Below are 23,473 nucleotides of genomic sequence, written 5' to 3'. Positions count from 1 at the left end.
CCTTGCTATGCAGTCTATCTAGTCATTGAGTCTGTGTTGTGATCTTTGCGCTATTTGCGAAATTGTTGCGCCCACTCTTCATTGAGGAACCCGTGCTGTACTAACTTCGACGCGACTGAGTAGGGCGAACGTCCGAGTTGAGTAGAGAGGTGATGCACATCGATCTCCACCGCCTTAGCCCTGGCCAGGGTGATAGCATTTTGGATGATGCCCACCTCATTGGGCAACCAGGGCTTGCCGTGATTGGCGAATTGCTTCTGGTGCGTGTGCTCTGCTGCCTGGTTTTTCTGACCCCGTGGCAACTGCTGGGGTTGCTTTGGCTCGACAGAATGATGACGCTCGGCCTGGGACGGGGTAGGGGGGCTGGATACGCGGCTTCGTATCTGTTCCGTCATCAGGCGCTCACAAATCTCCCGAGCGGAATGCAAGACGAAGCGCTCATGCTTGGTGAGGCCGTCTATTTTGACGATTTCATCCAGATCACTCGCCGTAGCCTTCAGGGCGCGGACCAGAGCATTTTTAATACGTGACATGGTGACTCCTTGAGTGGGAGGCTCAGCCACTGCGATAGTGGCCGAGGTCTTCAGTCGGAAGAAGGAGCGCGCAGATAGCCCAATTCCAAGGCTTTGAGCGCGACAGAGTAAGGGGATCTATTCATGCGCTTTGAAAGCAAGGCGATGTCGATCTCAGGTGCACAGATGGAACCCATCGCAGTCAGTAGAAGTGCTTCTTCTTCGAATGCCCAGGCGTCCTTTTTATAGTCGTCCTTCATCGCAGCCTGCAATTGCTCCCATACGAAAGAGTCAACACCGTGCAGGCGCTTTTGCAATGTCAGTTTGAGACAAACGCGCTGTGCGTCTTGGAGAGCCTTACGGTCGGCTGGCTCCAGAACCTCAAGCATCAGCACTTCGCCAAGATCCAGGGCCATTCCTTCGACGTATTCCAAAACTGCTCTCTTGAGCTGAAGCTTGGGTTTCTTGGGTCCGTTCGCAAAGGCGATTACGCCAGGGGCATTCATGTTCATGGCTCCTGACGTTTAACTCTTGTCTTGCACAGCGCTTTGTTCACCAGGGCCGTTCTGGCTTTCTGCTTCCTCTTCAGCTTCTGCCTTGAGCTTGGAGACAGCAGCCATCAACGCTTGCACGGGCTGGGCACCAGCCACGAGCTGCATCTTGCCGGTGTGGTTATCGACAACGAAAGTTGCCGGTGTTGCCTTGATACCTTGCGCCGCGGCCTTTTGCATGTGCTCTTGGATTTTTTGCTGGTATTTGCCAGAGGCGACGCATTCGAGGAACTTGTTGCTGTCAGCGCCGATTTCCGTGGCCAGCTCAGCCAGATTGGGCACGCCTTGACCGTTGCCACGCGACTGCACAAACACATCGTTCAAGAAAGCCCAGAAGGCGCGGTTGCCCAGTTGTTCAGAGATGCACTCAGATGCGATGGCCTGATCTGCAGCCGCAGGATTGTGAAAGTCCAGGGGGTAGTGCATCCATTGCCAGTTCACATTGCCTTTGCTTGCGTCCACGAGCTGCTTGGGCGTGTTGTGGAAGCGTTTGCAATAAGGGCACTCCAGATCGGAGAACTCCACCAGTGTGTAGCGCGCATCCATGGAGCCGTAGATGTGCTTACCATCAGGTACAAATTCGGGAGCGGCAGTGAACTTCTGCAGCTTGGTCTGGGCCATGGCCTTCTGTTTGTCTTCAACGATCTTGTTGAAGGCTTTGGCCACTGCATTGTTGAATTCGTCTTCAGACTTGAAGCTCACCGACGAGCCTTTGTCGTAAGAACTTGTGATGTTGTTGAGCTTGTAGAGTTGCCAGCCGAGGCAGCCAGCGATGATCAAACCGAAGATGGGTAGAAAGATGTTGATGAAGGCATTTCGGAATTGAACCGCTTTGGGTTCGGCAGCTTGAGCGGGAGTAGGGGAGTTCATGTTCATATGGAGGCGGCAGGTTTAGATCTGAGCGGAGCTGAGCAAGCACATAAAGAGAATGACAACGATCAGGGCTGCGATGACATTTTTTGGCAGATGCTTCATTGCCAGCGACGGAGTTAGCGAAGGGAGGGGAGGGCGTTGCTGAGTAATGCGCGAGCTTCAACCTTGGCGCGCTGCGACATGCGCTTGAAGAAATCTTCGCTCGGGGTGTAGTCAACGAGCTTGCTGACGCCAATAACGTCACTGGCGACCTGCTCCATGCTACCCAGGCCATCGATAAGGCCCAGGTTCTTGGCTTGCTCCCCATTCCAGATCAGACCGGAGAAGATCGTGGGGTCGTTTTGCAGGCGCTCACCACGACCAGTCTTCACGCGGGAGACAAACTGCTCATTGGTCTGGGCCAACAAAGCCTCCCAGAATTTTTTGATTTCGGGCGAAAGCGGAGAGAAGGGGTCAAGCAGTGCCTTGTGCTCGCCAGCGGTTATCGCTCGGCGTTCAATGCCCAACTTGTCCATGAGGCCGGTGAATCCGAAGGTCGAGCTGATCACGCCGATGGAGCCAACCAAGCTTGCGCGATCAGCATAGATTTCATTGGCCGAAACAGCGATGTAGTAGCCGCCAGACGCGCCGATGTCGTCAATGACCGCATAAACCTTCTTCTCGGGGAACTTGGCGCGTTGGACCAGGATTTCATCGTGGATACGCCCGGATGGAACAGGGCTACCACCTGGCGAGTTGATTTTGATGATGATGGCCTTGGAATGCTCATTCTTGAATGCTTTCTGAATGGCCGGGATGAGGCGATCAGAATCAGCCAAAGAGCCTGCAGCGATTTCCCCTCGCACGTTGACGAAGGCGGTGTGCGCCTTTGACTCTTCCGATGAAGACCATGGCCAGTTGCCGCCATTCATCGAGAGGACGATGAAGGCCAACGGAAAGAGAAGAACACCAATGGCCCTCAGCATGTTGGCCAGAATGTTCCAGCGGTTGTGGCGTCGATACTGGCTGTGTATTTCCCAAATGGCTTGATCGACGGACAAAGGAGGGGTAGGAGCTGACCTTGAAAACAGCTTGAACTTCATGGATTACTTTCTTAATTGGCGACGACGCAGACCTTGCTTTCAGTCTTGGGTCTTCATGCCAGGGGGCCGCTAGCTCAGATCAGGTTGAGCTTGAGCAGGCGCATGAGCAAATCGATCACAAGGCCCAGCAAGGGGCTGAGAATCAAAGTGGAAATGAGGGCGGTGAATCCCTTTGCGTTTTCTTCAGCACAGAAGAATTTGTAGGCGAGAGGTGCGATGCCGATCACTCCAGCAAGCGCCGAACCTGCAATTCCCAGCTCAGGGATGAATACAGCTTGGGCACACACCAGCACACCTGTGACGGTGCTGTATCGGCTCAGAGTAGCCACCTCCTGAGTAGACAGCTTGAAGCTATCGGATTGCAGCTCTTGGTACGACGGTGAGTTAGGCATACAGCCCCCTTTGTGAGTGAATGTTTCGGTTTGTTTAAATCCTATGCGCCTTTAAAAAAATGCAAGTTTTCAGCAATGCCCCAAAAGGGCCGATGCACCTACGAAGGCTGGTTTAAGCGCTTAAATTGTTCTGAGAGGACGGAGTAGGGCGCTGGGACAACTTTTTCGCATGCGAAAAAGAAGCTACAACATGCCGTTTTTTCGCATGCGAAAAAGCGAACAGGCCACAGCTCAGCCTATTGCGATCCGAACGACAGCTCGGTCGCTGAGCAACCGAACCCGGTGATAGACCACAGATTTGTCATTGACGGAGCCAACAACTGTTCTGATATAGCCGTGGCTAACGTTTGCGGTAGGGTACTTCTGACGTAGAGCTACAGCGTAGACAGACAACTGAACAACGTCCGATTCCATGACCCGGTGGGCCGAACGTGTCTTGGTATCAAGAGGAATGACTTCTCCACCTGGGGCGAGGAAAACTTGATCGACACGCCCTTGGATAGGGATGGGGTGAGTGCATGAGATTGCTTCCTCATTCATCAGCACAGTTGACTTGCGGAGTTCTCGCGGCATGTTCTCGCCTTGCTGCCAGAAATGCGCGCCACCTGCAATCCTGTGCATCAGCTGCTCGAATGCAGAGAGCGCGAGAGGAACGCCGAAGACGACGATCAGGAATTTAGTTGAGGTGTCCATGTATCCCTCTTGGTGCTGTTGACCTGTCCCTATTCACACAGGGGACGGCTTGGTTTGCTGGGCAGTCTGACGTTAGAGATCAATCCGTCTGTGAGGATGGAGGCGAGTGAAGCTGTGAGCTTGTATGGCTCAACTTCCTTGCCGGAGTAGATGAACCTGGGGTGCATGCCTGGTTGGAAGATGCCATGTGGGATTGCTTCGTCATCCCCGAACCACATGCGAAGCCTGAGATCGACAACATATCCAGCAGGAAGTTGAATCCAGTAGTGCGGTGTGACGTACTTCTTCCGATTGCTCAGCATCAAGTGCCCGGACATGCATTTATGAGGCAGCTTTATTCTGTTGAATAAGTACGAAATAACCCATGTCATGTTGTCGCACTCAATTCGGCAATCATCTAAGGCCAGCAGGCCAAGTTCCGCCTCTTCAAGCCATTCTTGATAGGGCGAGCGCATGATCGGCAAGGTTGGGCAGGCTTGAGAAGCCTCTTTCAAAGTCGCTTCCAGGTGATTTGTCATTTTTCAGATTGTTTTGATGTAACTTACAAGTGGTATCTAGGTTGCAAGACACTCTTGCGGTGCGGCCAGATGGCGACTTGCAAGCGACTTCTAGATAAGAAATCATGCGATCCTGTTTTCTTTTCTTGCTGAATAGACTTCTAGGTTGCTTTCAAGTCACCTCGACTCGATGAGCCGCCTACTAAAGGCGAACAGCATGGAACAGAAGAACCTACAAGTCGTTTTTCCTCAGAAAAAGAATACTTGGCTGGAGAAAAATGCAAGCCCAAAGAAAAAGGGCACTAATAAATAGTGCCCTTGGCTTGTGGATACGCTCTGGATCTAAGCGATTCTCAACCGACCTTCTTTACCTTGACCGCACCAGTGGTCTGGTCACGTTTGACATTGATACGTATGGGCATGAGATAGGTCTGTGTGCCAGTGGCAGTTCCCAGCGTCACAGACTCGGAGGCGATAACGCCGCCATCAGGAGTAGCTACTTGAATGTTGGCTCGACGCCCATCGGCTCTGCTGTAGTTGGCCACACCGATGTTGTAGTCTCCATCCATGATTCTGTTGGTGTCGCAGGAGGCATAGAAGTGCTCAGGGCCATAGCCAGAGATGTTGTCCACATCAAGGCGACCACTGGAGCCGATTTTGTTGCTGAAGTACACCTTGTTGCCGTTCGGCTCGTAGGTATGCAGATCGACATCACCGGGACCATCCCAGTCCAGAGTCACGGTAAACAGACCTGGTTGCGCAACTTTGGGAGGTGCTTGGATAGAGCTGAGTGCATTAATGATATGCCCATCAATCAGCGGCTTTGTGGGAATCAAACCATTCAAATAAATCAATTCGAATGAATGGCCTTTCCAGTCAGTTGGACCAAGATTTCTACGCTCAAGTAACCCTGGGATAACCGTATAAACGGGTGGATTCGTAAAAAACAGGTTCAGACCCTTAATAACCAGATCCTTGTCAGCCACAACATGTGGGCCATGCGTGAAGGGCGATGCAGAGGCAATATGAACCACTTTGACGAAGTTAGAAGTGGTCAGCTTGAGCGCATTCTTATAAGCCTCGTGAACGAATAAGTTTCCCTGGGAATGGGCGACCATTACCAGTTTGCGACCCTCATTGATCGTGGTTTCGAGTCGTTGGCGGTGTTCGACCTCCGTTTGCCAGATCGCTTCAGTTTCATCACCAATAATTAACGACGCAAGGTTTGCGATGCCAAACCTCGCCGCAATAACTGATGGGACTTGCGTGATCAAGTAATCCTGATAGGAATTAATCCAGCCTGTGAAGCCGCTGAAGACTGTTCCTAGCTTATCGAACCAGCCATCACCTGGCTTATCCAGATCGCCACTAATGGCTTGCTGAAATAACTCCCAGCGACCAGACAGGTTCTCATCTTGCTGCAGAACGCGCTGTTCAAAGACTTCAATGAAGTCACGCCAGCCCTTGGAGTCGTTGAAGTAGTTTTGTACGATCAACGTTTCGCCCGTAGGGACCGCAAAGCGCTTTTCATACTGTTCCTCGCGTAGCAAGGCCGCAGAGCGCTCGGCATCTTGGCGAGTGTTGAGAACACCGTTGAAGTAGCCAATGGTGTAGCCATCAAGCGTCTGGCACTGGGCGGGCGCTGGAAGGCCAGTTGCGGCTAGGCCTGCAGTGGAAGAGAGCGCGATAGCACTTGCCAGGACAACCGAAATTGCTTTTCGGAAAATATTCTTATTCATCGCAGTTACCGTTAAGTTGGCCCGTAAACACCATCCCGTTTGACGCATGGCTGAAATCCACCATTGCTAGGAGTCTCTTTTTGGTATTGGCAGTAATGGCCGATATCTGCTTGCTGACGAAGTAAGGCTTTATTTCAAGGTCCTTATTTCTTGCTGTTTCGAAAATGCATCCATTGGCACGGGTGTATGCGTTGTTGATATCGCGCACAGCATCTTTATCGTTCACATCCACCGTGAGCATTGACTGCTCAACTTGAGCGGCTTTGGTGGCCGCTTGACGTATTTCTGCAGGGAATACTTGAGAAATATATGCGTCGATATCGTCGCGGACACCATTACTGTCAGCATCGATACCCGTCAATGTATCGTCTCGATTCAATTTTGGCAGTTGGCCTGATTCTTCCAAGGCAGCAATCTTTTGGGCAACCGTCAAAGGCTTTTCAGGTTCATCCGGTTTCCCAGATGAAGCAGATGAATCTCCCCCTCCACATCCTTGCAGGAAAGCAATCACTGCAAGAGTGATAAGTTTATTTTTAAATTTCATGGATGCCTTAATTTGGTATCAGTTGAATATCGATTAAGAATTACTAATGGTGTTCAAAATCGATTGACGATGATACCAAAAGTTACAGGTGCTCCGTCGCTGATCTGGCCCTTCTTGGGCACTTGCCCGTTCGAGACTATGAGTGCTTCCCAATATGCTTTGCGCAGCAGCTTGCATTTTTTGAAGTGCTGGTAGTTTTAATCGGGCAACATTTGAAGTTGCCCTTCATTCTGTTTGAACAATACAAATTGAGAGGGCCGATTAATGATGGATTCCATCGAGGTCATCACTTCAGAGCAAATACCAGAGTTGTTCCGTAACCCACTGGGTATCGGTGACTTTGGCAAGCTCGTCCGAGATCCTGAGATCGATGTCAAGCTGGACAAGCTACTGGGGAGCAATCCCTCTGCTGGACTTGCACGAAGCATTCGTGGAGTGGTGATGTGTTTAGAAGACGCAGACCCGAAAGCCATTTCGGAGAAGCCGTCTAAGTGGTCGAGATTCACTGGGCTGGCCCAGACAAAGCGTGTGCGCTTTGAGGTGGCCAAGATCAACATGGATCAACTGCTCAATGCAGCGACCAAGGAAGCCGCGCTGGTGCGCGATGTCATCGATGTGATTGAGTCTCTGTGCTCTACCTATGGAGCCGAGGCCCAAATCATCAGCAACCACATTGAAGCGGGTCAGAAATATCTGGCTCAAACGCCAGATAGCCAGGGTGGTGCATTGGCTTTTGACCAGGAAACGAGCCGAGAGCGCTTTTCTCGCCGGTTGATCAACCTTCAGGCTATGCAGGTTTCCCACGCACAAACAGGCCAGCAGCTGCAGCTGCTCAAGTACCAGTTGATCGATGTGCTGGATCGGTTTGACGAAACCGCTCAGGTGCTGGTGCCGCTGTGGCGTCAGAACATGCTGGGCCTGGGCGTGCAAAACCACGTTACGGGCGAGCAGTTGGCCATGGCTATCCAAGCCCATGAAAACCTGCGCAAGAGCTTCGCAGACAACCTCAAATCCATTTCGGTCACTCAGTAACAGGGAAAAGAATCATGAACACGATTGCGACAAAGACACCTACAGCTGCATATCCCGTTGAAGTCCATGAGCTGAGCGACAAGCAACTGAAAGTCATGGGACTGGGTAATGGCGATCTGGAGCACATCGCGCAGCTGGTGCAAGACATCGATCCGATGAATCCGGGAACGGTCAACACATTCGGTCGCAGAGCGGGGGAACAGACAACGGCTTATGCCGACGAACTGTTGAGCCAGGTTCGGAACGGCGAAGTGGGGCAAATGGGCGAGCAGCTTGTTGAAGTCGTAGGCATTGCCCAGAAGACCAACATGAACGTGCTGTCAGGACGGCGCTCTAGCCTCCCGGTGATCGGGCCATGGATCGACAAGCTCAAGATGCGCGGAATGCGCCTGCAGAACCAGTTCGAAACATCCAAGGAGCAGATCGACAAGGTGATCACCGAAGTTCAAACGACAGTGGCGGGGCTGAGCAAACGCAATGAAACACTGGAAGTGATGTTCGACAACGTTCGCAAAGAATATTACGAGCTGAGCGTGCACATCGTAGCTGGCCGCGTTGCATTGGCGCGCGTGAATCAGCTGATCGAGCAGCGCCAGCAAACTGCGACCAACCCTGCGGAGTTGCAGGAGTTGTCCGATATGCAGGCCTTTGCCAGCAATCTGGACTTGCGTATCGGCAACCTCGAAGCGCTTCAGCAATCGTCCCTGCAGATGCTCCCCCAGATTCGTGTGATCCAGTCCACGAACTTCGTCCTGGTGGACAAGTTCAACACCATCACTACGCTGACGATCCCAATTTGGAAGCGGCAGTTTGTGCTGGCCATGGGCCTGAACGAATCGAAAAACGCCGCAGAGCTGACTGTGGCCATCGATGATTTCACGAACAGCATGCTCACACGCGGTGCAGATCTGCTGCACAAGAACGCGGTGGCCACAGCTAAGTCAAATCAGCGCTTGCCTATCGATGTCAAGACTCTGCAGTACGTGCAGGACATGCTGGTGAAGACCGCAAACGATGTGAGCCAGATCCAGCTGGAAGGCAAGAGGGAGCGCGAGCAGTCGAGTATGCAGATCGAGCACATGTGTGCGCAGATGAAAAAGCAAATCTCGACCAATAGTCAGAATCTGGGCATCTCTCGCGCAAGCGCAGCCACAGGAGCCTAAATCATGAGCGAGACACGTACCAAAAATTGGGGCGCTAAAGCGGTTGAGAAGCCCGTGCTTGAAACGAGCTGGATTGAAGATGTATCGGGCACATTGTCCCAACGTGCCAATCGCCTCAAGCGCGTTTGGCAAATAGCGGTCATTGTGGTCTTCGTAGCGGCAGCAGTTGCTGCTGTCCTGGCTTGGTTGGGAATGGGGCATGAACCACTGCAGAGCCTCAACAGTCCCGATATTCCGAAGGCGCTGGCAAAAGCCTTGGAGGCGAGTGGTCCCGCAGAGCCTAGCGGGGCGTTGGATGGGATTCGAGCCGGAATGACCTCTTTTTCCACCTTTGTCACCCTGAGCAACCTAGTCAAAGTCGTTGGAGTATTGTCCGCGACCGCTCTGGCCATTAGTGGATTGATATTTGGTCAATTTGCTCGTGTGTTCATGGGGTTGATGCTGATCCCCGCATCCTTTGTTTTCGAGAGTGTCATCGAAGGGATTGCTCCTCAACACGCTGGACTCGAAAGTAGCTTGTTTTCAGATCGCTCCGAGCGAGCAGAGCACCGCCAGTCCAAGAGCGATGCAAGACAAAAGCAGATCGAGGAGGCCATCAGCTTCGGCCTGCCTGCACGCGTCACCGAGTTGATAGGCAATGCATCTGCTGATGCCCAAGAGTACGGGCCATATCTTGTTGCGCAGGCACAGCTTAAACAGAAGGATTCTGAGATCAACTGGGATGCCTACCGTGCCAACCTGGATTTGGCACTGGAAAGGGCATCGAATGCAACGCCCGAGCTGCAGTACTCCGCAGGCGTGCTAGCCATGATGGAGAACAAGGCATGGGGTATGAGCCGAAGTCTTCGCTCCTTCAATCATGAGCAGCAGGAAGCTGAGGCCAAAAGCAGACTCAACCTATGGGCGAATTTGGCTCTGGCTGTATGTGGGCTGGTGGCACTGCTGTCCGGTTTGGTGTTTGCTCTTGAGCAATACATGCGCAAGAACCTAAAGACGATTTACAGGCTGTCTGGCGTGTCAGCCAATACCTGAAATCGCTTTGAAGCTTGGCCCAGTTTCATGGGCCTTTTTTTCGGGAAGGGCAGGGGGATGACAAAGGATGAAATGACCGGAGATCTGTTCCCAGAGATCGTCCCCTTGCCAGTGGAAAAAGCCAAGGCCAAGCGAGCGTCTCGCCGCGTGCTGATGCATGTGTCGGACGCTGGAACCAGCGAGTCTGGTCAGTACATCGCAGTCATGTCATGTCGGCGCTGCGGCATCTCTACAGGCTGGCTGAGCTTCGACAGCGTGACGGACGTGAAGCGCGGCATAGCCTGCGTGGATTGCAACGGAGCAACAAAGTAGATGGTTCGACTTCTGGGATTGTGGGTCTGCGCTATGGCGTGGCATCTGTTCAGGCTCATCACCTTGCGGCCAGTGTTCGCGCTTATGGCCGACTCGGTAGTGACCGTGAGTTCCTTCAGTCTGGTGTTCTTTGTAGCTGGCTGGAGCAGGCTGTACTTGTCCAGTAGCGCGGACTGGCCAAGCATGCACATCAATCTGGTGCTGTTCTACCTGTGCATTGTGATCTGTCTTGAGCGACGGACGCGCAGCTCCAGCTTGGTTTGCGCGGCCCTGGGCTTTAGCGCGCCGTTGATGTCCGAGGGTGTGCAGAATTTTGTGTAAACGGACAATCCACCGCAGGCGCAAGTCTGCATGTCCGTAAGCACAATGACAACCAAGAAACACGAAGTCCCTGAAGAACTGCTGGCGAAACTGCTGGCTGATTACAAGAAACCTGAAGACCTGATCGGCGAGAACGGCCTGCTCAAGCAGCTGACCAAGCTGCTGGTAGAAAAGGCGCTGGACGCCGAACTGACCGAGCACCTCGGCCACGACCGACACGAACCGGTGGTCAACACCGGCGGCAACACTCGCAACGGCAAGAGCAGGAAGACGCTCAAGTGCGAGTTCGGCGAACTGCCCATCGAGGTGCCGCGCGACCGCAAGGGCACCTTCGAACCCCAACTGATCCCCAAGCACCAGACCCGCTGGGCCGGCTTCGACGACAAGATCATCTCCCTGTACGCCCGCGGCATGACGGTGCGCGAGATCCAGAGCCACCTAGAGGAGATGTACGGCACCGAGGTCTCGCCCAGCCTGATTTCCTCGGTGACCGACGCCGTGGCCGATGAGGTCAAGACCTGGCAAGCCCGCCCGCTCGATGCAATCTACCCTATCGTCTATCTGGACTGCATCCATGTGAAGGTGCGCGAGGGCGCTGTGCGGGTCAAGGCGGTGTACCTGGCCATCGGCATCACCATGACGGGCGAGAAGGAGGTGCTGGGCCTGTGGCTGGCGCAGACCGAGGGTGCCAAGTTCTGGCTGCAGGTGGTGACCGAATTGCGCAACCGGGGCGTGCATGACATCTTCATTGCCTGCGTCGATGGGCTCAAAGGTTTTCCGGAAGCCATCGAGGCCGTCTTCCCCAAGGCGGTGGTGCAGCTGTGCATCGTTCACATGGTGCGCCACAGCCTGAACTACGTCTCATGGAAGCGCCGCAAAGAAGTAGCTGCCGACCTGCGCCGTATCTACACGGCCGCCACCGCCGAGGAGGCCGAGCTGATGCTCGGTGAATTCGAGCAGCGCTGGGATACCGAGTACCTGCCCATCGGCCAGTCCTGGCGCAGGAACTGGAGCCGCTTGACCCCGTTCTTTGACTACCCGCCGGAAATCCGCAAGGTCATCTACACAACCAATGCCATCGAGTCGGTGAACATGGGCCTGAGGAAGCTGACCAAGAACCGGGGCTCGTTCCCCAGCGACGAGGCGCTGACCAAGCTGTTCTACCTGGCCCTGCGCAACATCAGCCAGAAGTGGACCATGCCCATCCGGGATTGGAAGGCTGCGCTGACCCGCTTTACCATTGAGTTCGGAGACCGCATCTCCGTCAATTGAAGTCCGAACCGTTTACACAAAAATTCGGACACGCCCCGAATTCTTTGCGCCAGTGGTGTAAGTGGTGTTTCGGATCATCCATAACCTTCGCAGGCGATGTGTTCCCTGTTTGATCTGACATATTGGCCCCTATAGTTTGTGTTTGTTGCGAGTCTTACAGATGACTGTAGCTTGGAAACGGCTTCCCTTCCCTGATGTAAAGCGCAGCCAGAGACAGCGAGAGCGTAAAAAAACCTGCCATGGGCAGGTCGTTCGGGAAGGGAGCGCCTAGTTCTAGGCCCGAGCAGTAGGGCGCTCGCTCTTGCGCATGCTCCTGAAAATGTCATAACCGAAGAGCAACAGCATCAAAACGATTGTTCCGTACATAGTGACCGTGGACTGCCAGGGCAAGCCATCGCTCTCAACATAGACCAGTCCGCCAATTTGTTCTTTCGGGATGATCCTGACCTCGCCAACGCTCGACGGAGAGTCGATTCGGTAGTCCCCAGTCAGGATATCGCGGCTCATGCGGCCCTCAAAGACTTGGCCGCTCTTATCGATAAGCTTGGCCTGCTCGTGGACCTGCAGCCGCGCTGCGAGGTTGAGGCCTGTGTAGAAGACGAAGAGGGCGAGAGCAAAAGTAAGAATGGAACGCATGGATCTCTCAGGGGGCACGTTTTCGAGGTTTCTGGGCTGTGCGTTGCGCTTTGGCCGCGTTCATCGCATCCTCAGCAGCGCGGTACTCATCCGGGGTTAGAAGCTTGTCACCAGGACACAGGAACCAGCCCTTGATGCAAGAAAGATCGTGGACCGCGAGCTGGAGGTGTGTGTCATCGAAGATCGCGCTCGATGGGTCAACTTGCTTGCCTTGTTCAAACGCACCCCGCGAAGCTTGAAATGGTGCAGTGTTGACTATCTGAAGTGTGGCTTCTTCCAGTTGCTTCATCTGTGCAGTGGTCAACAGAGGTGAACCGCTCACATTCAACCCGAGCGATTGAGAAATCTGCGCGGCCAGGGCAATCGCCTTGGTATTCGCATGCCTGCGCAAGGCATGAACCATCTTGCACACTTCTCGGTCAAAGGCCCTGTGAAGATTCTCAGTGTCGCCCTCAAAGGAGGGCTTATTTTTGGGAGGAACTTCTCCATCGACTTCATAGGCCTTGACCATGATTTCCGCCGCAAGAGAGAAGTTCTCGATACCGCTTTGTGTGGTTAGGTCAAACAGCCGATCAATCTCAATAATTGCCCCAACTACAGCAGGCGTAGCTATGGGGTTGCGAGTGAGCTTGTGTTGAGGCCGCGTGCTGGATGCTGTAGCAAGTTTCAAGGCGCGAGCCGAGTCGCCTTCGAAAAAGTACATCCCATCGTAGAGCCAGTCATAGGGATTGGCCGAGGGTAAGGGATTCTTTCGCCTAGCGACCAGAGAATCCCTCACCGTTGCGTCACAACCGTGATACGCAATAAGGATCTGACCCATCAGTTTTTGGACTTGGAAGTCTTCGCGTGAGACAGAGCAAATCCGCCAACGCTGCGCATGAAGTGCAGTGCCTCTTGGCCCGTCAACTTGGGCACAACAAAACCCAGGTGACTGTTCACGGATGCTTTGCGCGCGGCAGCCATTTTCTTCTCGAAACTGCGCGCGACGACATCAGCTTTGTGAGCCTTTTCAGCGGATTGAACCACCACGCTACCGCTAGCGCGGCTTGTGCCCGCTTTCGTTTTGGTGGAAGTGTGTGCTTTTGCCATGTTCATAGTTTGCCACATACGAGAAAAAAGGACAGGTGTTGGTCAATTCTGAATGGCTCGGCCAGCCTACATTGCGAGTTGCGGCTCTCATGCGGCCAGCGCCAGCAGAGCGCGAACGCGGTCCAGCTCTTCTGGGGTGTGGACCGAACCACCAGAATTGATTCTCAGATAGTGGTTGAGCAGATCGGCACGCGAATTGAATTCGTAGATGCAGAACTGAAGCGTGAAGCGACGTGGGTCAAAGGGGGTGCCCCTGAGATCCTGGGCCTTGTATTTTCCGAACACTGCGAACTCACCAGCCATAAACTTCCGGCATGCGGTCAGGCGTTGCAGGCCGTCGATGCACTGGAATTCGTTGTCGTTGATGTCGCCAGCCGTGGTGGACTCGCGTGTCCAGCCGGGGCAGTTGAACATGATCCGGTTGGGAGCGGTCTTGCGAAAAATCGCCTCCACATAGGCAATTTGCTGGTCCTGGGTCCAAACATGGCCACGCTGAAAGTCCGGCTCCAGCTCAAAGCAGCCGGTAGGCGCATCTGTGCAGTCTCGCTCAATGGTGGCCAAGGTCTTTTCAATCGAAGCGATGGCGCAGTCCATGGTGTATGCCGCATCAGGCAGAGGATGGATGAGGGCATACATCTCCTGGTGCTCGGGGGGCAGGTTGGCGACAAAGCAGTTTTGGGCGGTGGTCATATGGCACTCGTGTTCACGGCGTTTTGATTGAGCTTACGCGGGGTTGCCAAAATGCAAGTTCGCCGGGAGTGGCGAAGAGGCCAGAAGATCTCCATACCCACCAATGGTGCAGGTCGAGTGAATTTGATCTGCCGCCACCAAAGAAAAACAAAGGGCCATTGCGGCCCATTTGTGCATCGAACGTGCGGCCTAGACTTCCCCGCCTTCCAGAGCAGTGATCGCGCGTCTTAGTTGTTCTATGGCCTTCTGCTTTGCTTCAGCTTGCATTGCAGATATCGAATCTTGGTATTTGACCCAGACAGTCACATCCACTTCTGTGCCGCGACCGTCAATTTCTTCGTGGAGACTCACATTGACTGCCAGTTGTCCACGATAGGGTTCCTTGAAAATCGTGATTTCCATTGCCGTTCCTTCAAGTTGTGCTCATGTAAATAGGATTACCTCACAGAATGTTGCGCTAGGGAAGCGTCATACCCTCTGCCTCACTGGCAGTGATTTCACGTCCAGCTCAGGCAGAATACTAGCTTGAAAGGCATGTGTGACGTGACCGTGCAGCTTCCCTGGCCTGAGGGGTAGGCAAAAATCTTGTCGTCATCTGTATTTGATCTGATATTTATATAAAAATGAATGAAGATAAGTTAAATAAATTCCTAGATATTGGCTTGAAAATATATCGTGTAATCAAACCGAGCTTTCATAATAAAGTTACATGGGTTTTGATTTTCTTTGGCATTTCGCTCATGTCCTCTAGTTTGCTAGAGGACTTTGTTAATCACGTACTGAAAAAACAGTTTGACTTTACTGTCACCGGCGAGAAAGACGTTTTCTGGGGATTCATGCTATGTCTCATAGCACTGATCTACAACATCATCCTGAACATCATCGGTGCCTACAACGAGAAAGCAAACAGGCAAGAAAGGAAGGAGCAACAAGATCTGCTTTTGGAGCATGATAGAAAGCTCTACCAGAAATTGGAGCCGGGATTAAAAGAGCAATACTTGCACAATATTATTGTAAATACTGCTACTGATCACGCAATCTATTGGAATCAAGTTACTACCCTGGAAGCATTCGTAAATGCTAACAAAGAGGCTGGCAACAAATTTTTATCACCAGAAATTTCAAGTGCGACAAAAAAATTAGTAGAGGATATTGACAACTACTTAAGATTTCAGAACGAACATTTTGACGCATACCCGTATCATCAGAGAGAGCAAAACTTCAGGCTCTGTTTGGCACCTCAATGGAACGTTGATCGAGCTGGGCGGTGGGAGGATGGTGACAAATATGATCCTCTGGCAAACGAAATGCTAAGGTTGCTGAGGACTATGGGAAGTGCTTACGCAGCTTGGCGCGCAGCAGTGAAAAGGGTACTCTTCATCTAGATTTGAAGTCGGGCTAAGCTCAAAGCTACCGCAGCGATTGAACATCCGAAACCGGCGATGAGCAGGCGATCAAGAGTGAGACTATTTTGACATTTGAATAAGAACGAGTTGATGTAATCTCTAAGGCTCATCCCCGGAAGGGGCCTTCAAGAGCAATAGCAGAGACATGAAATCCTTAATCATCGCCTTAGGGGCCGCAGCATTACTTTCTGCATGTGCATCGCAGCCCCGATATGCTTACGTCAAAGAGGGTGCATCGGCCCATGCTACGCAGTCCGCACTGGCCAAGTGTGAGTATCAGATCAAGGTTCAAAAGACTCCAATTAGTGAGCAAGCAGGACTTAAAAGGCTTTGCATGGAAGGTGAAGGCTACCGCTACAAGCGAGTGGGTTGAACCCATCAAAAAAGCGCCCCTAGGGGCGCTTTTTACTTCTCATCGTCAATGAGGATTATGAATTCACAAGCGGATCTTTTAGGCTAATCAAGTCCTCTAGGTGCGGCGTGACATTGGCATCAAGGTATGCATGCATCTTTCTGCTCAGATGATGCTCGCCAGGAAGATCAATGTCCTTCTGAGACGCCCACTCACGAAGCACTCCAATCAACACCATGCTGACATGATGTCCGTCTTCCATGAATTGCTTAAGGAAAGACATAAGCCTTTCCCGGCCTTCATCGGAATGCATGTCCAAGCCTCCGGGGATGTCGTGCAGCCTATGAGCAATAACATTCCGACTTTCGAGGAAGCGATCCAGTTGCTCACCGAAATCCGGGAGCAGATCAACCCGCTGACGCAGCACATTGAGAAGCTGTCCCAGAGTAGCTTTCGAATGCTGCCTAAGGAGGGCTAGAAGCTGTTCCTCTGTCTGCAGAGGCTCACCGTGAAATGGGAACCTCAGGCATGTTTGCAGCAACTGCTCCACGCCTTGTCCAGCGATTACCGCAACGCCTAGTGTCTTAAGAACCTCATCCTGTACAGGTTTATAGCCTGATTGCAATTTGTCTTTCATTTGACTTGAACATCCTCCAGAGTACCTGGCCACACTGTATCGAGGGAGTGCCGCCATTCGCAAACGCAAGAATCAGGCTGTCGATGCCCCGCATCGGGGTTTGGCGAGCAGCTTGAGCGCCATGCTAGCCACCCGAGCAACCATTGCTGTCAGAGCATGAAATCTCTCTGTAGGCTTGAACTACAAATGACCTTTCAAGCCGATTATTAGTGTCTAGGTTGACCCACTCAGAATGAAAAGGCCCATGCGATTTGCATGTGCAGAACGCCTACAAAAAGGACTCGTTGACTTTTTCATCGGCAAGATCTTCCTTGCGTTCAGCTGCACGAAGGCATGCGACGGCTGCGGTGTGCTTGGCCTGGGCCAGGGCGAGCTGGCGATTGAGAAGGTCAAGTTCAGTTGTGATCGTCATGTCGTGCTCTCCTGTACTTCTGGAATGAGGATGCCGTCGATGTCAACGAGCAACTGCGTGGTGTCCCCTTCAGTGGCTACAAAGGCAACTGAGTCGAGCAGGTCGCGCGTGCGTGCCAGCACTGCGCAGACTTGGGTGGCTCCTGTCTCATTGACTTCGCGTCCCTGGATGGCTTCGACCTTGGCCATGGGGTCATAGCCAAGCGCGGCGATACGGTCCGCTTCGGGCCACTCCGTCACGTAACCGCACATCAGCTCCGGTCGAGCCAGGGCATAGTCATACAAGCGCAGGGCATCGAAGGCGTTGCGCAGGCCAAATGACAGGTACTCTTCTTCATCACCGAGCCAATCAGCGATGGCTATGAGTTGTTCTCGCGTATTCATGGATGGTGTGGCTTTCTAGTCGGCTTCGACATGCAACCCGTTAGGGGTGGGGGAGAGGACTTCCGCACCGACAAGACGCGCATGAACTAGGCGGGCGTGCTTGTCGATCCCTTCGAATAAAGTTGGCAACTCGGCATTTTTCAATGCAGACGAGTTGTCGTTCGGAAGGCGATCAGCGTACATCCTGAGCCAACTGTGCACCCGAGCCTGCAGCAGGCTATCTCATTGATCTGCGAGCGGCTTCGAAATATCGAAAGAATCAATATTCCAAGTGGTAGGAGACAAACGGCAACCGTAGGCTGTTAGGTTAGGATAAAGTTCAAGATATTCCTGCAATACATCTGCCACAGCACTGGAAGATTGAAGCAAGGGATGTCTCATTCCAAAATATATCTCCTTAATCGATTCTTCTGGGAGTTCGTAGCAGAAGAGAGTTTTATTCTCCGCTGGGATTTCTTTAAAAGTGCCGCTTGGATTAGTACCATTATTATCTCTGTCCGATAAGCACTTCACTACTCTAACTTCTTCTTCGTAAGCCCAGCAGGCAGGCTTCTGGAGAAATGTACGTTGCAACTTCTCTTCGTGGCCAGCTGGATAGTGATGCGTGTGGCCAACTAGAATTGGAATCCCTTTAAACGGTAGCATGGAATGCGTAGGCCGTGTATGTGTATAGATGATATTGCCGTATTGTGCAGGCACTACACAACGTTGAGCATCAAGAAAACCAGACTTTTCTACATCAATGCCTAGCACTACACCGCGATGCTCATCACCGTAATGTGCCCACATCAAAGGGTTCAATGGATTTCGCGTTAGACACAGAACCCCGTGATTCTCAGACCAGATGGACTGCTTGGCCCACGTCTGAACACTATCCAAAAAAGAAGGAATAGGAAGATCAACCTGCGGTGGATAAGCCGCTGTCAACTCAAAAGGGTCATTAAATGTATGGGGATTAGAAAACCCAATTGATCGGCCTGAAAGTATTGCTTTGGCTGCATCCGCTCTCATGTACTTATATAAGATCAATCTCGCACTCCTCGTATTTCTCCGAAAAGCCACATCAGGCTCGCATCATCAGCCTCAACTATAGATGAGGGCAAGCCAGGATACGGCCAGTTTTGACTCATAAGCCTTTTGGTTATTATGACCTGCTCCCCCCAGGCCGTACCAATGTGAAGTAGCAAGGGGTCCGCCATTCAGGAGAATCGCAGACATGAGGAAGAGCAAGTTCACAGAGGAACAGATCATCGGGTTCCTCCAACAGGCCGAGGTCGGCATGGCGGTGGCGGAGATTTGCCGCAAGGGCGGCTTCTCCGACGCCACGTTCTACAAGTGGCGCGCCAAGTTCGGCGGCATGCAGGTGTCAGAGGCCAGACGGCTGCGCGAGCTGGAGGCGGAGAACGCCAAGCTCAAGCACCTGCTGGCCGAGGCGCACCTGGATCTGCATGCGCTCAAGAGCGTGCTCGGGGTAAAAAGGTAGCCCCACAAGCCCGGCGCGAGCTGATCACGCAGCTGGTGCAGGAGCACCAACTGTCCGAGCGTCGCGCGTGCGGGCTTGTGGGGCTAAGCCGAGACAGCTACCGGCACCCACCGGTGCCCAGCGCACAGACCCAGGCCCTGAAGGACAAGATCGTCGAGATCGCGCATGTGCGTCGGCGCTTCGGCTACCGGCGCGTGCACGACCTGCTGCGCAACGACTTCCCTGGCGTCAATCACAAGCGGGTGTACCGGCTCTACAGAGCGGCCAATCTGGCGGTTCGCAAGCGCAAGAAGGCCAAGCGCCCCGTGATGGAGCGCACGCCCCTAAACATCGCCCAACGCATCAACGAGGTGTGGAGCATGGACTTCGTCAGCGACAGCCTGGCCAGTGGCCGGCGCATCAAGTGCCTGACCGTGGCCGATGACTTCAGCCACGAATGCGTGGAGATCGCTGTGGACTACGGCATCAGCGGCCTGTACGTCACCCGGCTGCTGGATCAGGCGGCGCGCTTCAGGGGCTACCCGGCCGCCGTCAGAACCGACAACGGCCCGGAGTTCACCAGCCGGGCCTTCATCGCCTGGACGCAGGAACACCACATCCGGCACATCCTGATCGAGCCAGGTCGGCCCATGCAGAACGGCTACATCGAGAGCTTCAACGGCAAGTTCCGCGACGAGTGCCTCAATGAGCACTGGTTCCAGAGCATGCGCCAGGCACGCACCGAGATTGCCGCATGGCGTCGGGACTACAACGAGGTTCGGCCTCACAGCAGCATTGGCCGCATACCGCCAGCCAGGTATGCCCAGCAACTGCGTCAGCACGCAGGCGACGCAGCTCGTCATGAGATCCCTGCCCAAATCCATTAACCTTCAACCCCAGGACCCCAACCTAATCACTGGTACGGCTGAAGGGGGCAGGTCAATTAAAGAGCGGTCATTTATTCCTTCATGTATTGACGCGTCACCCTTGACTCGCCAGAAGCCTGCTCACTTGACCTCTGGCGCTTCACCACCACGCTTTTTACGAGAAGATTTCTGCGTCGGTCTGAACTGCTCCACCAGTTCACGCAAGGTGCCAGCTTCGGCCTTGTGCTGTGCAACTGCCTGAAGAGCTTGCTGTAGCTCGGCCGATTGCGCCTGGTGCGCCCTGGTGATTTCGGCCAAGGAGGCGCGAGCACCGTCTGTTTCTGCCGCCAACCTGCTCTGTGCAGCATTGGCTTCGAGTAGTTTGGCGTGACAGCCGCGTTCGGTCTCTGCTAGCTTGCCTCGCAATTGCTCCAATTGCTTTTCCGCCTGGGCACGCGCGGTTCGCTCTCGGTCAATTTCCCGAAGCGCCCGGTGCTCCGCTTCGGTAGATCGCTGGGCGGCTTCATCAATAGCTGCACGTCCTTTTTCCAACTCGGCGCTGAAATGTTGCCTGCTCTTCGATTGCTCCAGCTTCAGCTCATCCACCTGCCTGGACAGCGCCTCACCTCTCGCTGTGCTCGCAGCGTGCGCACGCCGTTCTTGCTCAAGCTCTGCAGCAAGGGCTTGAGCTCGGGTCTCCAATTCGGTGACTTTGGTCTGTGCGCTCTGTATCTGGGTCTCCAGGACGGCGCTTCGCTGCAGAGCCTCCTGCAGGTCTGCCTGTGCACTCTGGGCCTCTGCGTTTGCCTCGACGCGCAGGACTGCTAGCTCCTCGCGCGCCAACTCCGTTGCCTGGGTCCACAGCACGCTGACCGCCTGGCCTGCGGCCTCTTTAAGCGCCTCCGGTAGATCGGGGTGATCGATCTCCACCCGAGCCTTGCCGCGCAGATCCTCCCAGAACTTGGCCAGCGCTTCGGCCGGGGCGCTCATGGAGCCCTTGCGCACATGCTGATAGAGCTTGCTGGCTGTGGGCGTGATGCCGTATCGGAAAAACAGCAACGCGCAAACCTCGCGGTACAACGCTTTCGTGTCGCTGAAACGCTCCCGCAGGGCCTCAACTTCGGCTTGGATTTCTGATTCTTCGCTCATTCGCAAATAATACAACGTATAACGTATAAATCAATGAGATAATTTCCAATCTATGGACATAATTACTCTAATGTCCATAGAATTTGGCTCATGAGCAGTTTGATCGTCGCACCACCCGTTTTGGCGCATCTTGAGCCTTTGGAGGGCTTGGTGCTACCCCTTCACCTGTCCGGAGAGCGTGGCCGAAATCGGGCCCAGGGCCTACCCCAGGTAGCGGCCAATGACGACCGCTCTGCAGTTTTGGCTTGGCTGGCGCGCTACAAGGATTCACCGGCCACGCTGGCCAGCTATCGCAAGGAGGCGGAAAGACTGCTGCTTTGGTGTGTGCACCAGCATGGAAAGGCCCTGTCCGATCTGACCCACGAGGATTTCCTGGCATACGAGTCCTTTCTCAAAGATCCGCAACCTGCAGATCGGTGGGTTATGCAAGTCGCTCAGAAGGCTCCCAGGTCCTCGCCTCACTGGCGTCCGTTCGCAAAGGCACTCGACAGTCCTAGCCAGCGTCAGGCGCTGTCGATCCTCAACAGCCTCTGCAACTGGCTGGTCCAGGCTGGATACCTTGCGGGCAATCCCCTTGCCCTACGACGCCGCAAAGCGGTGGCGCGGCCGGCGAAAACCAGCAGGTTTCTGCCCCATGAGCACTGGGCGGAAGTTCGTGCAACGATTGAGTCTCTCCCCACCGGCACACCTCGGCTTGCCCTTCAAGCAGCCCGATACCGATGGCTTTTCTCCTTGCTCTACATCGGGGGCCTGCGGATTTCGGAGGTCTGCAACAACTCCATGGGCGACTTTTACTGGCGACGCGGAGCCGACGGACGGGAACGCTGGTGGCTGGAGATTTGTGGCAAGGGAGAAAAAACCCGGGTGATTCCGGCGACAGACGAGCTAGTGTCGGAACTGATGCGCTATCGAAAGTCAAACGACCTGGCGCCGCTGCCGCGCGAGGGCGACACTCTTCCACTGCTGTTGCCCCTCATTGGAGGGTCCAGGCCTATGGGACGAAGTGCCGTGCACGAACTAGTCAAAAGCGTGTTTCGCGATACCGCAACGCGTATGCGAGCCCTCGGCCCTGACCATGAGGCTGCAGCCAGTCATGTGGAACAAGCCTCCGCCCACTGGATGCGCCATACAGCGGGGACTCACCAAAGCGACAATATGGACCTCAAGACCGTGCGCGACAACTTGGGGCACGCGAACATCGCAACGACTAGCATCTATGTGCATACGGAGGACAATGCGCGGCATGACCAAACCTCAAGTGGGCACAGGGTGGGCTGGTCGGGCGCCTGACCATCCCCTTCTTCAATTGAGCCTGTGCCGCATCACATCAAGTGTACGGGTGCCAGATAGCGCGCCAAATTTCTCCATTTTTGAGGACAAGTGAAGTGGGTTGGATTTTCTTGTTGTGCGCGGGAATCTGCGAAATCTTCTACGCAGCAACTATGCCGCGCACAGATGGTTTCACTCGCCTGTGGCCCAGCCTGTTCTGTGCAGCCTTCATCGCGATGAGCATGTACTTGCTGTCTCTGGCGACCCGAACAATCCCTGTGGGCACGGCCTACGCTGTGTGGGTCGGTATCGGCGCGGTCGGCACGGCTATCTACGGGATGATCGCACTTGGGGAAGACAGCAGCCTTTTGCGCATGTTGTGCTTTGGGCTCATCATCGCGGGCATTGGCGGACTGAAGCTGCTATCCCACGAGTAGTTGTGTGAAATGTAAGGGTCGTCAGGTGCTCGATATTAAACTGGGCTGCAAAGGGTGTATTTGTAGCAATCCAGCACATTAGGTGCGAACAGCTACTTCATTCGAGGTTCTGCTCTTCCCCACGAGATAGCTCCACTAAAAGATTATCTCTCTGCTGATTTTTTCCAGTATGAAAGTTTCCCGCTGAATCGAGAGGCCCATGGTTTCCTCTTGTCGCGACATGACCTGAAGGTTGTGATCTAACGCCGCCTTGATCGAAACCCAGACTGGCCTCATGCCGTTAGCGACTTCGTAGCTTTCCATCCGGACCTCGGCCAGTTCGGGTGCGATATCGCAGACAAAAAAATGCGACGTCATGTGCATCAGGTCGTAGTCGGGCTTCCAGTACGGGCGGTATTCCTCGATGTACCCCCAATGGGCTTTGACCTGGATGTCGCGCGCACCGGTTTCTTCTTCTAGCTCGCGTACGAGGGCCAGTTCCATGTCTTCGTCTTCGCCGATGCCTCCGCCCGGCAGGCTGAAATCGTTGTAGCGCTCGGTGAACAGCAAAAGGATCTGGTCCTGCTCACGCAGCACGATGCCGCGCGCAGCATGCCGCCGCAGAATGCGCCCCGTTCGGGTAGCAAGCTCTGGGTGGATCATTTCTTTCAGTAGTTTCATAACCGGGGAT

Annotated in this window: 31 protein-coding genes; 11 read left to right on the top strand and 20 right to left on the bottom strand. The window is 53.8% G+C overall.

Annotation, left to right across the window (positions count from 1 at the left end; translation table 11 throughout):
• Positions 1-50: 50 nt before the first annotated feature.
• The 9 genes from NOX35_RS26910 to NOX35_RS26870 all read right to left on the bottom strand — a co-directional run bounded on the left by NOX35_RS26910 (position 51) and on the right by NOX35_RS26870 (position 6,883).
• Positions 51-533 carry a hypothetical protein gene (locus tag NOX35_RS26910; protein ID WP_182312651.1) on the bottom strand — a complete coding sequence of 161 codons (483 nt, stop codon included), beginning with the start codon at positions 531-533 and terminating at the stop codon, positions 51-53.
• Between the two features lie 50 nt (positions 534-583).
• Positions 584-1,024 carry a hypothetical protein gene (locus NOX35_RS26905; RefSeq protein WP_182312653.1) on the bottom strand — a complete coding sequence of 147 codons (441 nt, stop codon included), beginning with the start codon at positions 1,022-1,024 and terminating at the stop codon, positions 584-586.
• A gap of 12 nt (positions 1,025-1,036) precedes the next feature.
• A complete protein-coding gene (locus NOX35_RS26900; protein WP_182312655.1) occupies positions 1,037-1,933 on the bottom strand; it encodes a DsbA family protein in 897 nt (298 codons plus the stop codon).
• Between the two features lie 119 nt (positions 1,934-2,052).
• Entirely contained in the window at positions 2,053-3,018 is a 966-nt protein-coding gene (gene sppA, locus NOX35_RS26895; RefSeq protein WP_182312657.1) for a signal peptide peptidase SppA, read from the bottom strand.
• A 74-nt stretch (positions 3,019-3,092) separates the two neighbouring features.
• A complete protein-coding gene (locus NOX35_RS26890; protein WP_182312659.1) occupies positions 3,093-3,410 on the bottom strand; it encodes a hypothetical protein in 318 nt (105 codons plus the stop codon).
• A gap of 231 nt (positions 3,411-3,641) precedes the next feature.
• Entirely contained in the window at positions 3,642-4,103 is a 462-nt protein-coding gene (locus NOX35_RS26885; protein WP_182312661.1) for a PD-(D/E)XK nuclease family protein, read from the bottom strand.
• A 29-nt stretch (positions 4,104-4,132) separates the two neighbouring features.
• Entirely contained in the window at positions 4,133-4,621 is a 489-nt protein-coding gene (locus NOX35_RS26880; RefSeq protein ID WP_232536464.1) for a hypothetical protein, read from the bottom strand.
• Positions 4,622-4,953: 332 nt separating this feature from the next.
• Positions 4,954-6,339, bottom strand: coding sequence for a YfaP family protein (locus tag NOX35_RS26875; RefSeq protein ID WP_256497036.1), 1,386 nt, complete (start codon positions 6,337-6,339; stop codon positions 4,954-4,956).
• Complete coding sequence (locus NOX35_RS26870; RefSeq protein ID WP_182312665.1) at positions 6,332-6,883, bottom strand: hypothetical protein; 552 nt, start codon at positions 6,881-6,883, stop codon at positions 6,332-6,334. The genes NOX35_RS26875 and NOX35_RS26870 overlap by 8 nt, the downstream gene beginning before the upstream one ends.
• Positions 6,884-7,147: 264 nt before the next feature.
• Here NOX35_RS26870 and NOX35_RS26865 point away from each other — a divergent pair, with 264 nt between their 5' ends.
• From NOX35_RS26865 to NOX35_RS26840, 6 genes are read left to right on the top strand one after another with little or no spacing between them, the layout of a single operon-like run.
• On the top strand, positions 7,148-7,915 hold the full coding sequence (locus NOX35_RS26865) for a hypothetical protein (RefSeq protein WP_182312667.1): 768 nt from the start codon (positions 7,148-7,150) through the stop codon (positions 7,913-7,915).
• Between the two features lie 14 nt (positions 7,916-7,929).
• On the top strand, positions 7,930-9,078 hold the full coding sequence (locus NOX35_RS26860; RefSeq protein WP_182312668.1) for a toxic anion resistance protein: 1,149 nt from the start codon (positions 7,930-7,932) through the stop codon (positions 9,076-9,078).
• Positions 9,079-9,081: 3 nt separating this feature from the next.
• On the top strand, positions 9,082-10,110 hold the full coding sequence (locus NOX35_RS26855) for a hypothetical protein (RefSeq protein ID WP_182312670.1): 1,029 nt from the start codon (positions 9,082-9,084) through the stop codon (positions 10,108-10,110).
• A gap of 57 nt (positions 10,111-10,167) precedes the next feature.
• Entirely contained in the window at positions 10,168-10,422 is a 255-nt protein-coding gene (locus tag NOX35_RS26850) for a hypothetical protein (protein WP_131667153.1), read from the top strand.
• Positions 10,423-10,743, top strand: coding sequence for a hypothetical protein (locus tag NOX35_RS26845; protein WP_256497035.1), 321 nt, complete (start codon positions 10,423-10,425; stop codon positions 10,741-10,743). It abuts the gene before it with no gap.
• A 45-nt stretch (positions 10,744-10,788) separates the two neighbouring features.
• The gene (locus NOX35_RS26840) at positions 10,789-12,015 is read left to right on the top strand and encodes an IS256 family transposase (protein ID WP_256493548.1); all 1,227 of its coding nucleotides are present in this window, start codon (positions 10,789-10,791) and stop codon (positions 12,013-12,015) included.
• A gap of 273 nt (positions 12,016-12,288) precedes the next feature.
• On the opposite strand, the gene NOX35_RS26835 is transcribed toward NOX35_RS26840, so the two are convergent.
• From NOX35_RS26835 to NOX35_RS26815, 5 genes are all read right to left on the bottom strand, one after another.
• The gene (locus NOX35_RS26835) at positions 12,289-12,651 is read right to left on the bottom strand and encodes a hypothetical protein (protein WP_046462373.1); all 363 of its coding nucleotides are present in this window, start codon (positions 12,649-12,651) and stop codon (positions 12,289-12,291) included.
• A 7-nt stretch (positions 12,652-12,658) separates the two neighbouring features.
• Positions 12,659-13,471 carry a hypothetical protein gene (locus NOX35_RS26830; protein ID WP_046462372.1) on the bottom strand — a complete coding sequence of 271 codons (813 nt, stop codon included), beginning with the start codon at positions 13,469-13,471 and terminating at the stop codon, positions 12,659-12,661.
• Positions 13,471-13,740: a hypothetical protein gene (locus NOX35_RS26825; RefSeq protein ID WP_256497034.1), complete on the bottom strand. Its 270-nt coding sequence runs from the start codon at positions 13,738-13,740 to the stop codon at positions 13,471-13,473. Before NOX35_RS26825 ends, NOX35_RS26830 begins: the two co-directional genes overlap by 1 nt.
• A gap of 87 nt (positions 13,741-13,827) precedes the next feature.
• On the bottom strand, positions 13,828-14,430 hold the full coding sequence (locus NOX35_RS26820) for a DUF262 domain-containing protein (RefSeq protein WP_046462370.1): 603 nt from the start codon (positions 14,428-14,430) through the stop codon (positions 13,828-13,830).
• Positions 14,431-14,619: 189 nt separating this feature from the next.
• Positions 14,620-14,832, bottom strand: a complete 213-nt coding sequence (locus NOX35_RS26815; RefSeq protein WP_148748341.1) for a hypothetical protein — start codon at positions 14,830-14,832, stop codon at positions 14,620-14,622.
• 221 nt (positions 14,833-15,053) lie between these two features.
• Between NOX35_RS26815 and NOX35_RS26810 the strand changes: the two genes are divergently transcribed.
• Positions 15,054-15,815, top strand: coding sequence for a hypothetical protein (locus NOX35_RS26810; RefSeq protein ID WP_148748342.1), 762 nt, complete (start codon positions 15,054-15,056; stop codon positions 15,813-15,815).
• Positions 15,816-15,981: 166 nt separating this feature from the next.
• Complete coding sequence (locus NOX35_RS26805) at positions 15,982-16,209, top strand: hypothetical protein (protein ID WP_131367716.1); 228 nt, start codon at positions 15,982-15,984, stop codon at positions 16,207-16,209.
• 55 nt (positions 16,210-16,264) lie between these two features.
• Here the strand turns inward: NOX35_RS26805 and NOX35_RS26800 are convergent, their stop codons facing one another.
• The 4 genes from NOX35_RS26800 to NOX35_RS26785 all read right to left on the bottom strand — a co-directional run bounded on the left by NOX35_RS26800 (position 16,265) and on the right by NOX35_RS26785 (position 18,649).
• Positions 16,265-16,825 carry a hypothetical protein gene (locus NOX35_RS26800; RefSeq protein ID WP_046462859.1) on the bottom strand — a complete coding sequence of 187 codons (561 nt, stop codon included), beginning with the start codon at positions 16,823-16,825 and terminating at the stop codon, positions 16,265-16,267.
• 268 nt (positions 16,826-17,093) lie between these two features.
• On the bottom strand, positions 17,094-17,237 hold the full coding sequence (locus NOX35_RS26795) for a hypothetical protein (protein WP_182312684.1): 144 nt from the start codon (positions 17,235-17,237) through the stop codon (positions 17,094-17,096).
• Positions 17,234-17,620, bottom strand: coding sequence for a hypothetical protein (locus NOX35_RS26790; protein WP_046462860.1), 387 nt, complete (start codon positions 17,618-17,620; stop codon positions 17,234-17,236). Before NOX35_RS26790 ends, NOX35_RS26795 begins: the two co-directional genes overlap by 4 nt.
• A 222-nt stretch (positions 17,621-17,842) precedes the next feature.
• Positions 17,843-18,649, bottom strand: a complete 807-nt coding sequence (locus NOX35_RS26785; RefSeq protein WP_256497033.1) for a DUF2971 domain-containing protein — start codon at positions 18,647-18,649, stop codon at positions 17,843-17,845.
• A 187-nt stretch (positions 18,650-18,836) separates the two neighbouring features.
• Here NOX35_RS26785 and NOX35_RS26780 point away from each other — a divergent pair.
• A protein-coding gene (locus tag NOX35_RS26780; RefSeq protein ID WP_122975108.1) for an IS3 family transposase occupies positions 18,837-19,969 on the top strand; the annotation gives its coding sequence in 2 pieces (ribosomal slippage) (positions 18,837-19,092 and positions 19,092-19,969; 1,134 coding nt in all).
• A gap of 120 nt (positions 19,970-20,089) precedes the next feature.
• Here the strand turns inward: NOX35_RS26780 and NOX35_RS26775 are convergent.
• Positions 20,090-21,097, bottom strand: coding sequence for a DNA-binding protein (locus NOX35_RS26775; RefSeq protein ID WP_256497032.1), 1,008 nt, complete (start codon positions 21,095-21,097; stop codon positions 20,090-20,092).
• A gap of 90 nt (positions 21,098-21,187) precedes the next feature.
• Here NOX35_RS26775 and NOX35_RS26770 point away from each other — a divergent pair, with 90 nt between their 5' ends.
• Positions 21,188-22,387, top strand: coding sequence for a site-specific integrase (locus NOX35_RS26770; RefSeq protein ID WP_256497031.1), 1,200 nt, complete (start codon positions 21,188-21,190; stop codon positions 22,385-22,387).
• A gap of 95 nt (positions 22,388-22,482) precedes the next feature.
• Positions 22,483-22,803 carry a multidrug efflux SMR transporter gene (locus NOX35_RS26765; RefSeq protein WP_256497030.1) on the top strand — a complete coding sequence of 107 codons (321 nt, stop codon included), beginning with the start codon at positions 22,483-22,485 and terminating at the stop codon, positions 22,801-22,803.
• A gap of 135 nt (positions 22,804-22,938) precedes the next feature.
• Here NOX35_RS26765 and NOX35_RS26760 read toward each other — a convergent pair whose 3' ends face one another.
• Positions 22,939-23,463, bottom strand: coding sequence for an NUDIX domain-containing protein (locus NOX35_RS26760; protein WP_256497029.1), 525 nt, complete (start codon positions 23,461-23,463; stop codon positions 22,939-22,941).
• Positions 23,464-23,473: the final 10 nt, after the last annotated feature.

The organism is Comamonas sp. C11 (assembly GCF_024496285.1).
Lineage (GTDB): Bacteria > Pseudomonadota > Gammaproteobacteria > Burkholderiales > Burkholderiaceae_C > Comamonas > Comamonas testosteroni_F.
This window is presented reverse-complemented; position numbering and strand designations above follow the sequence as displayed.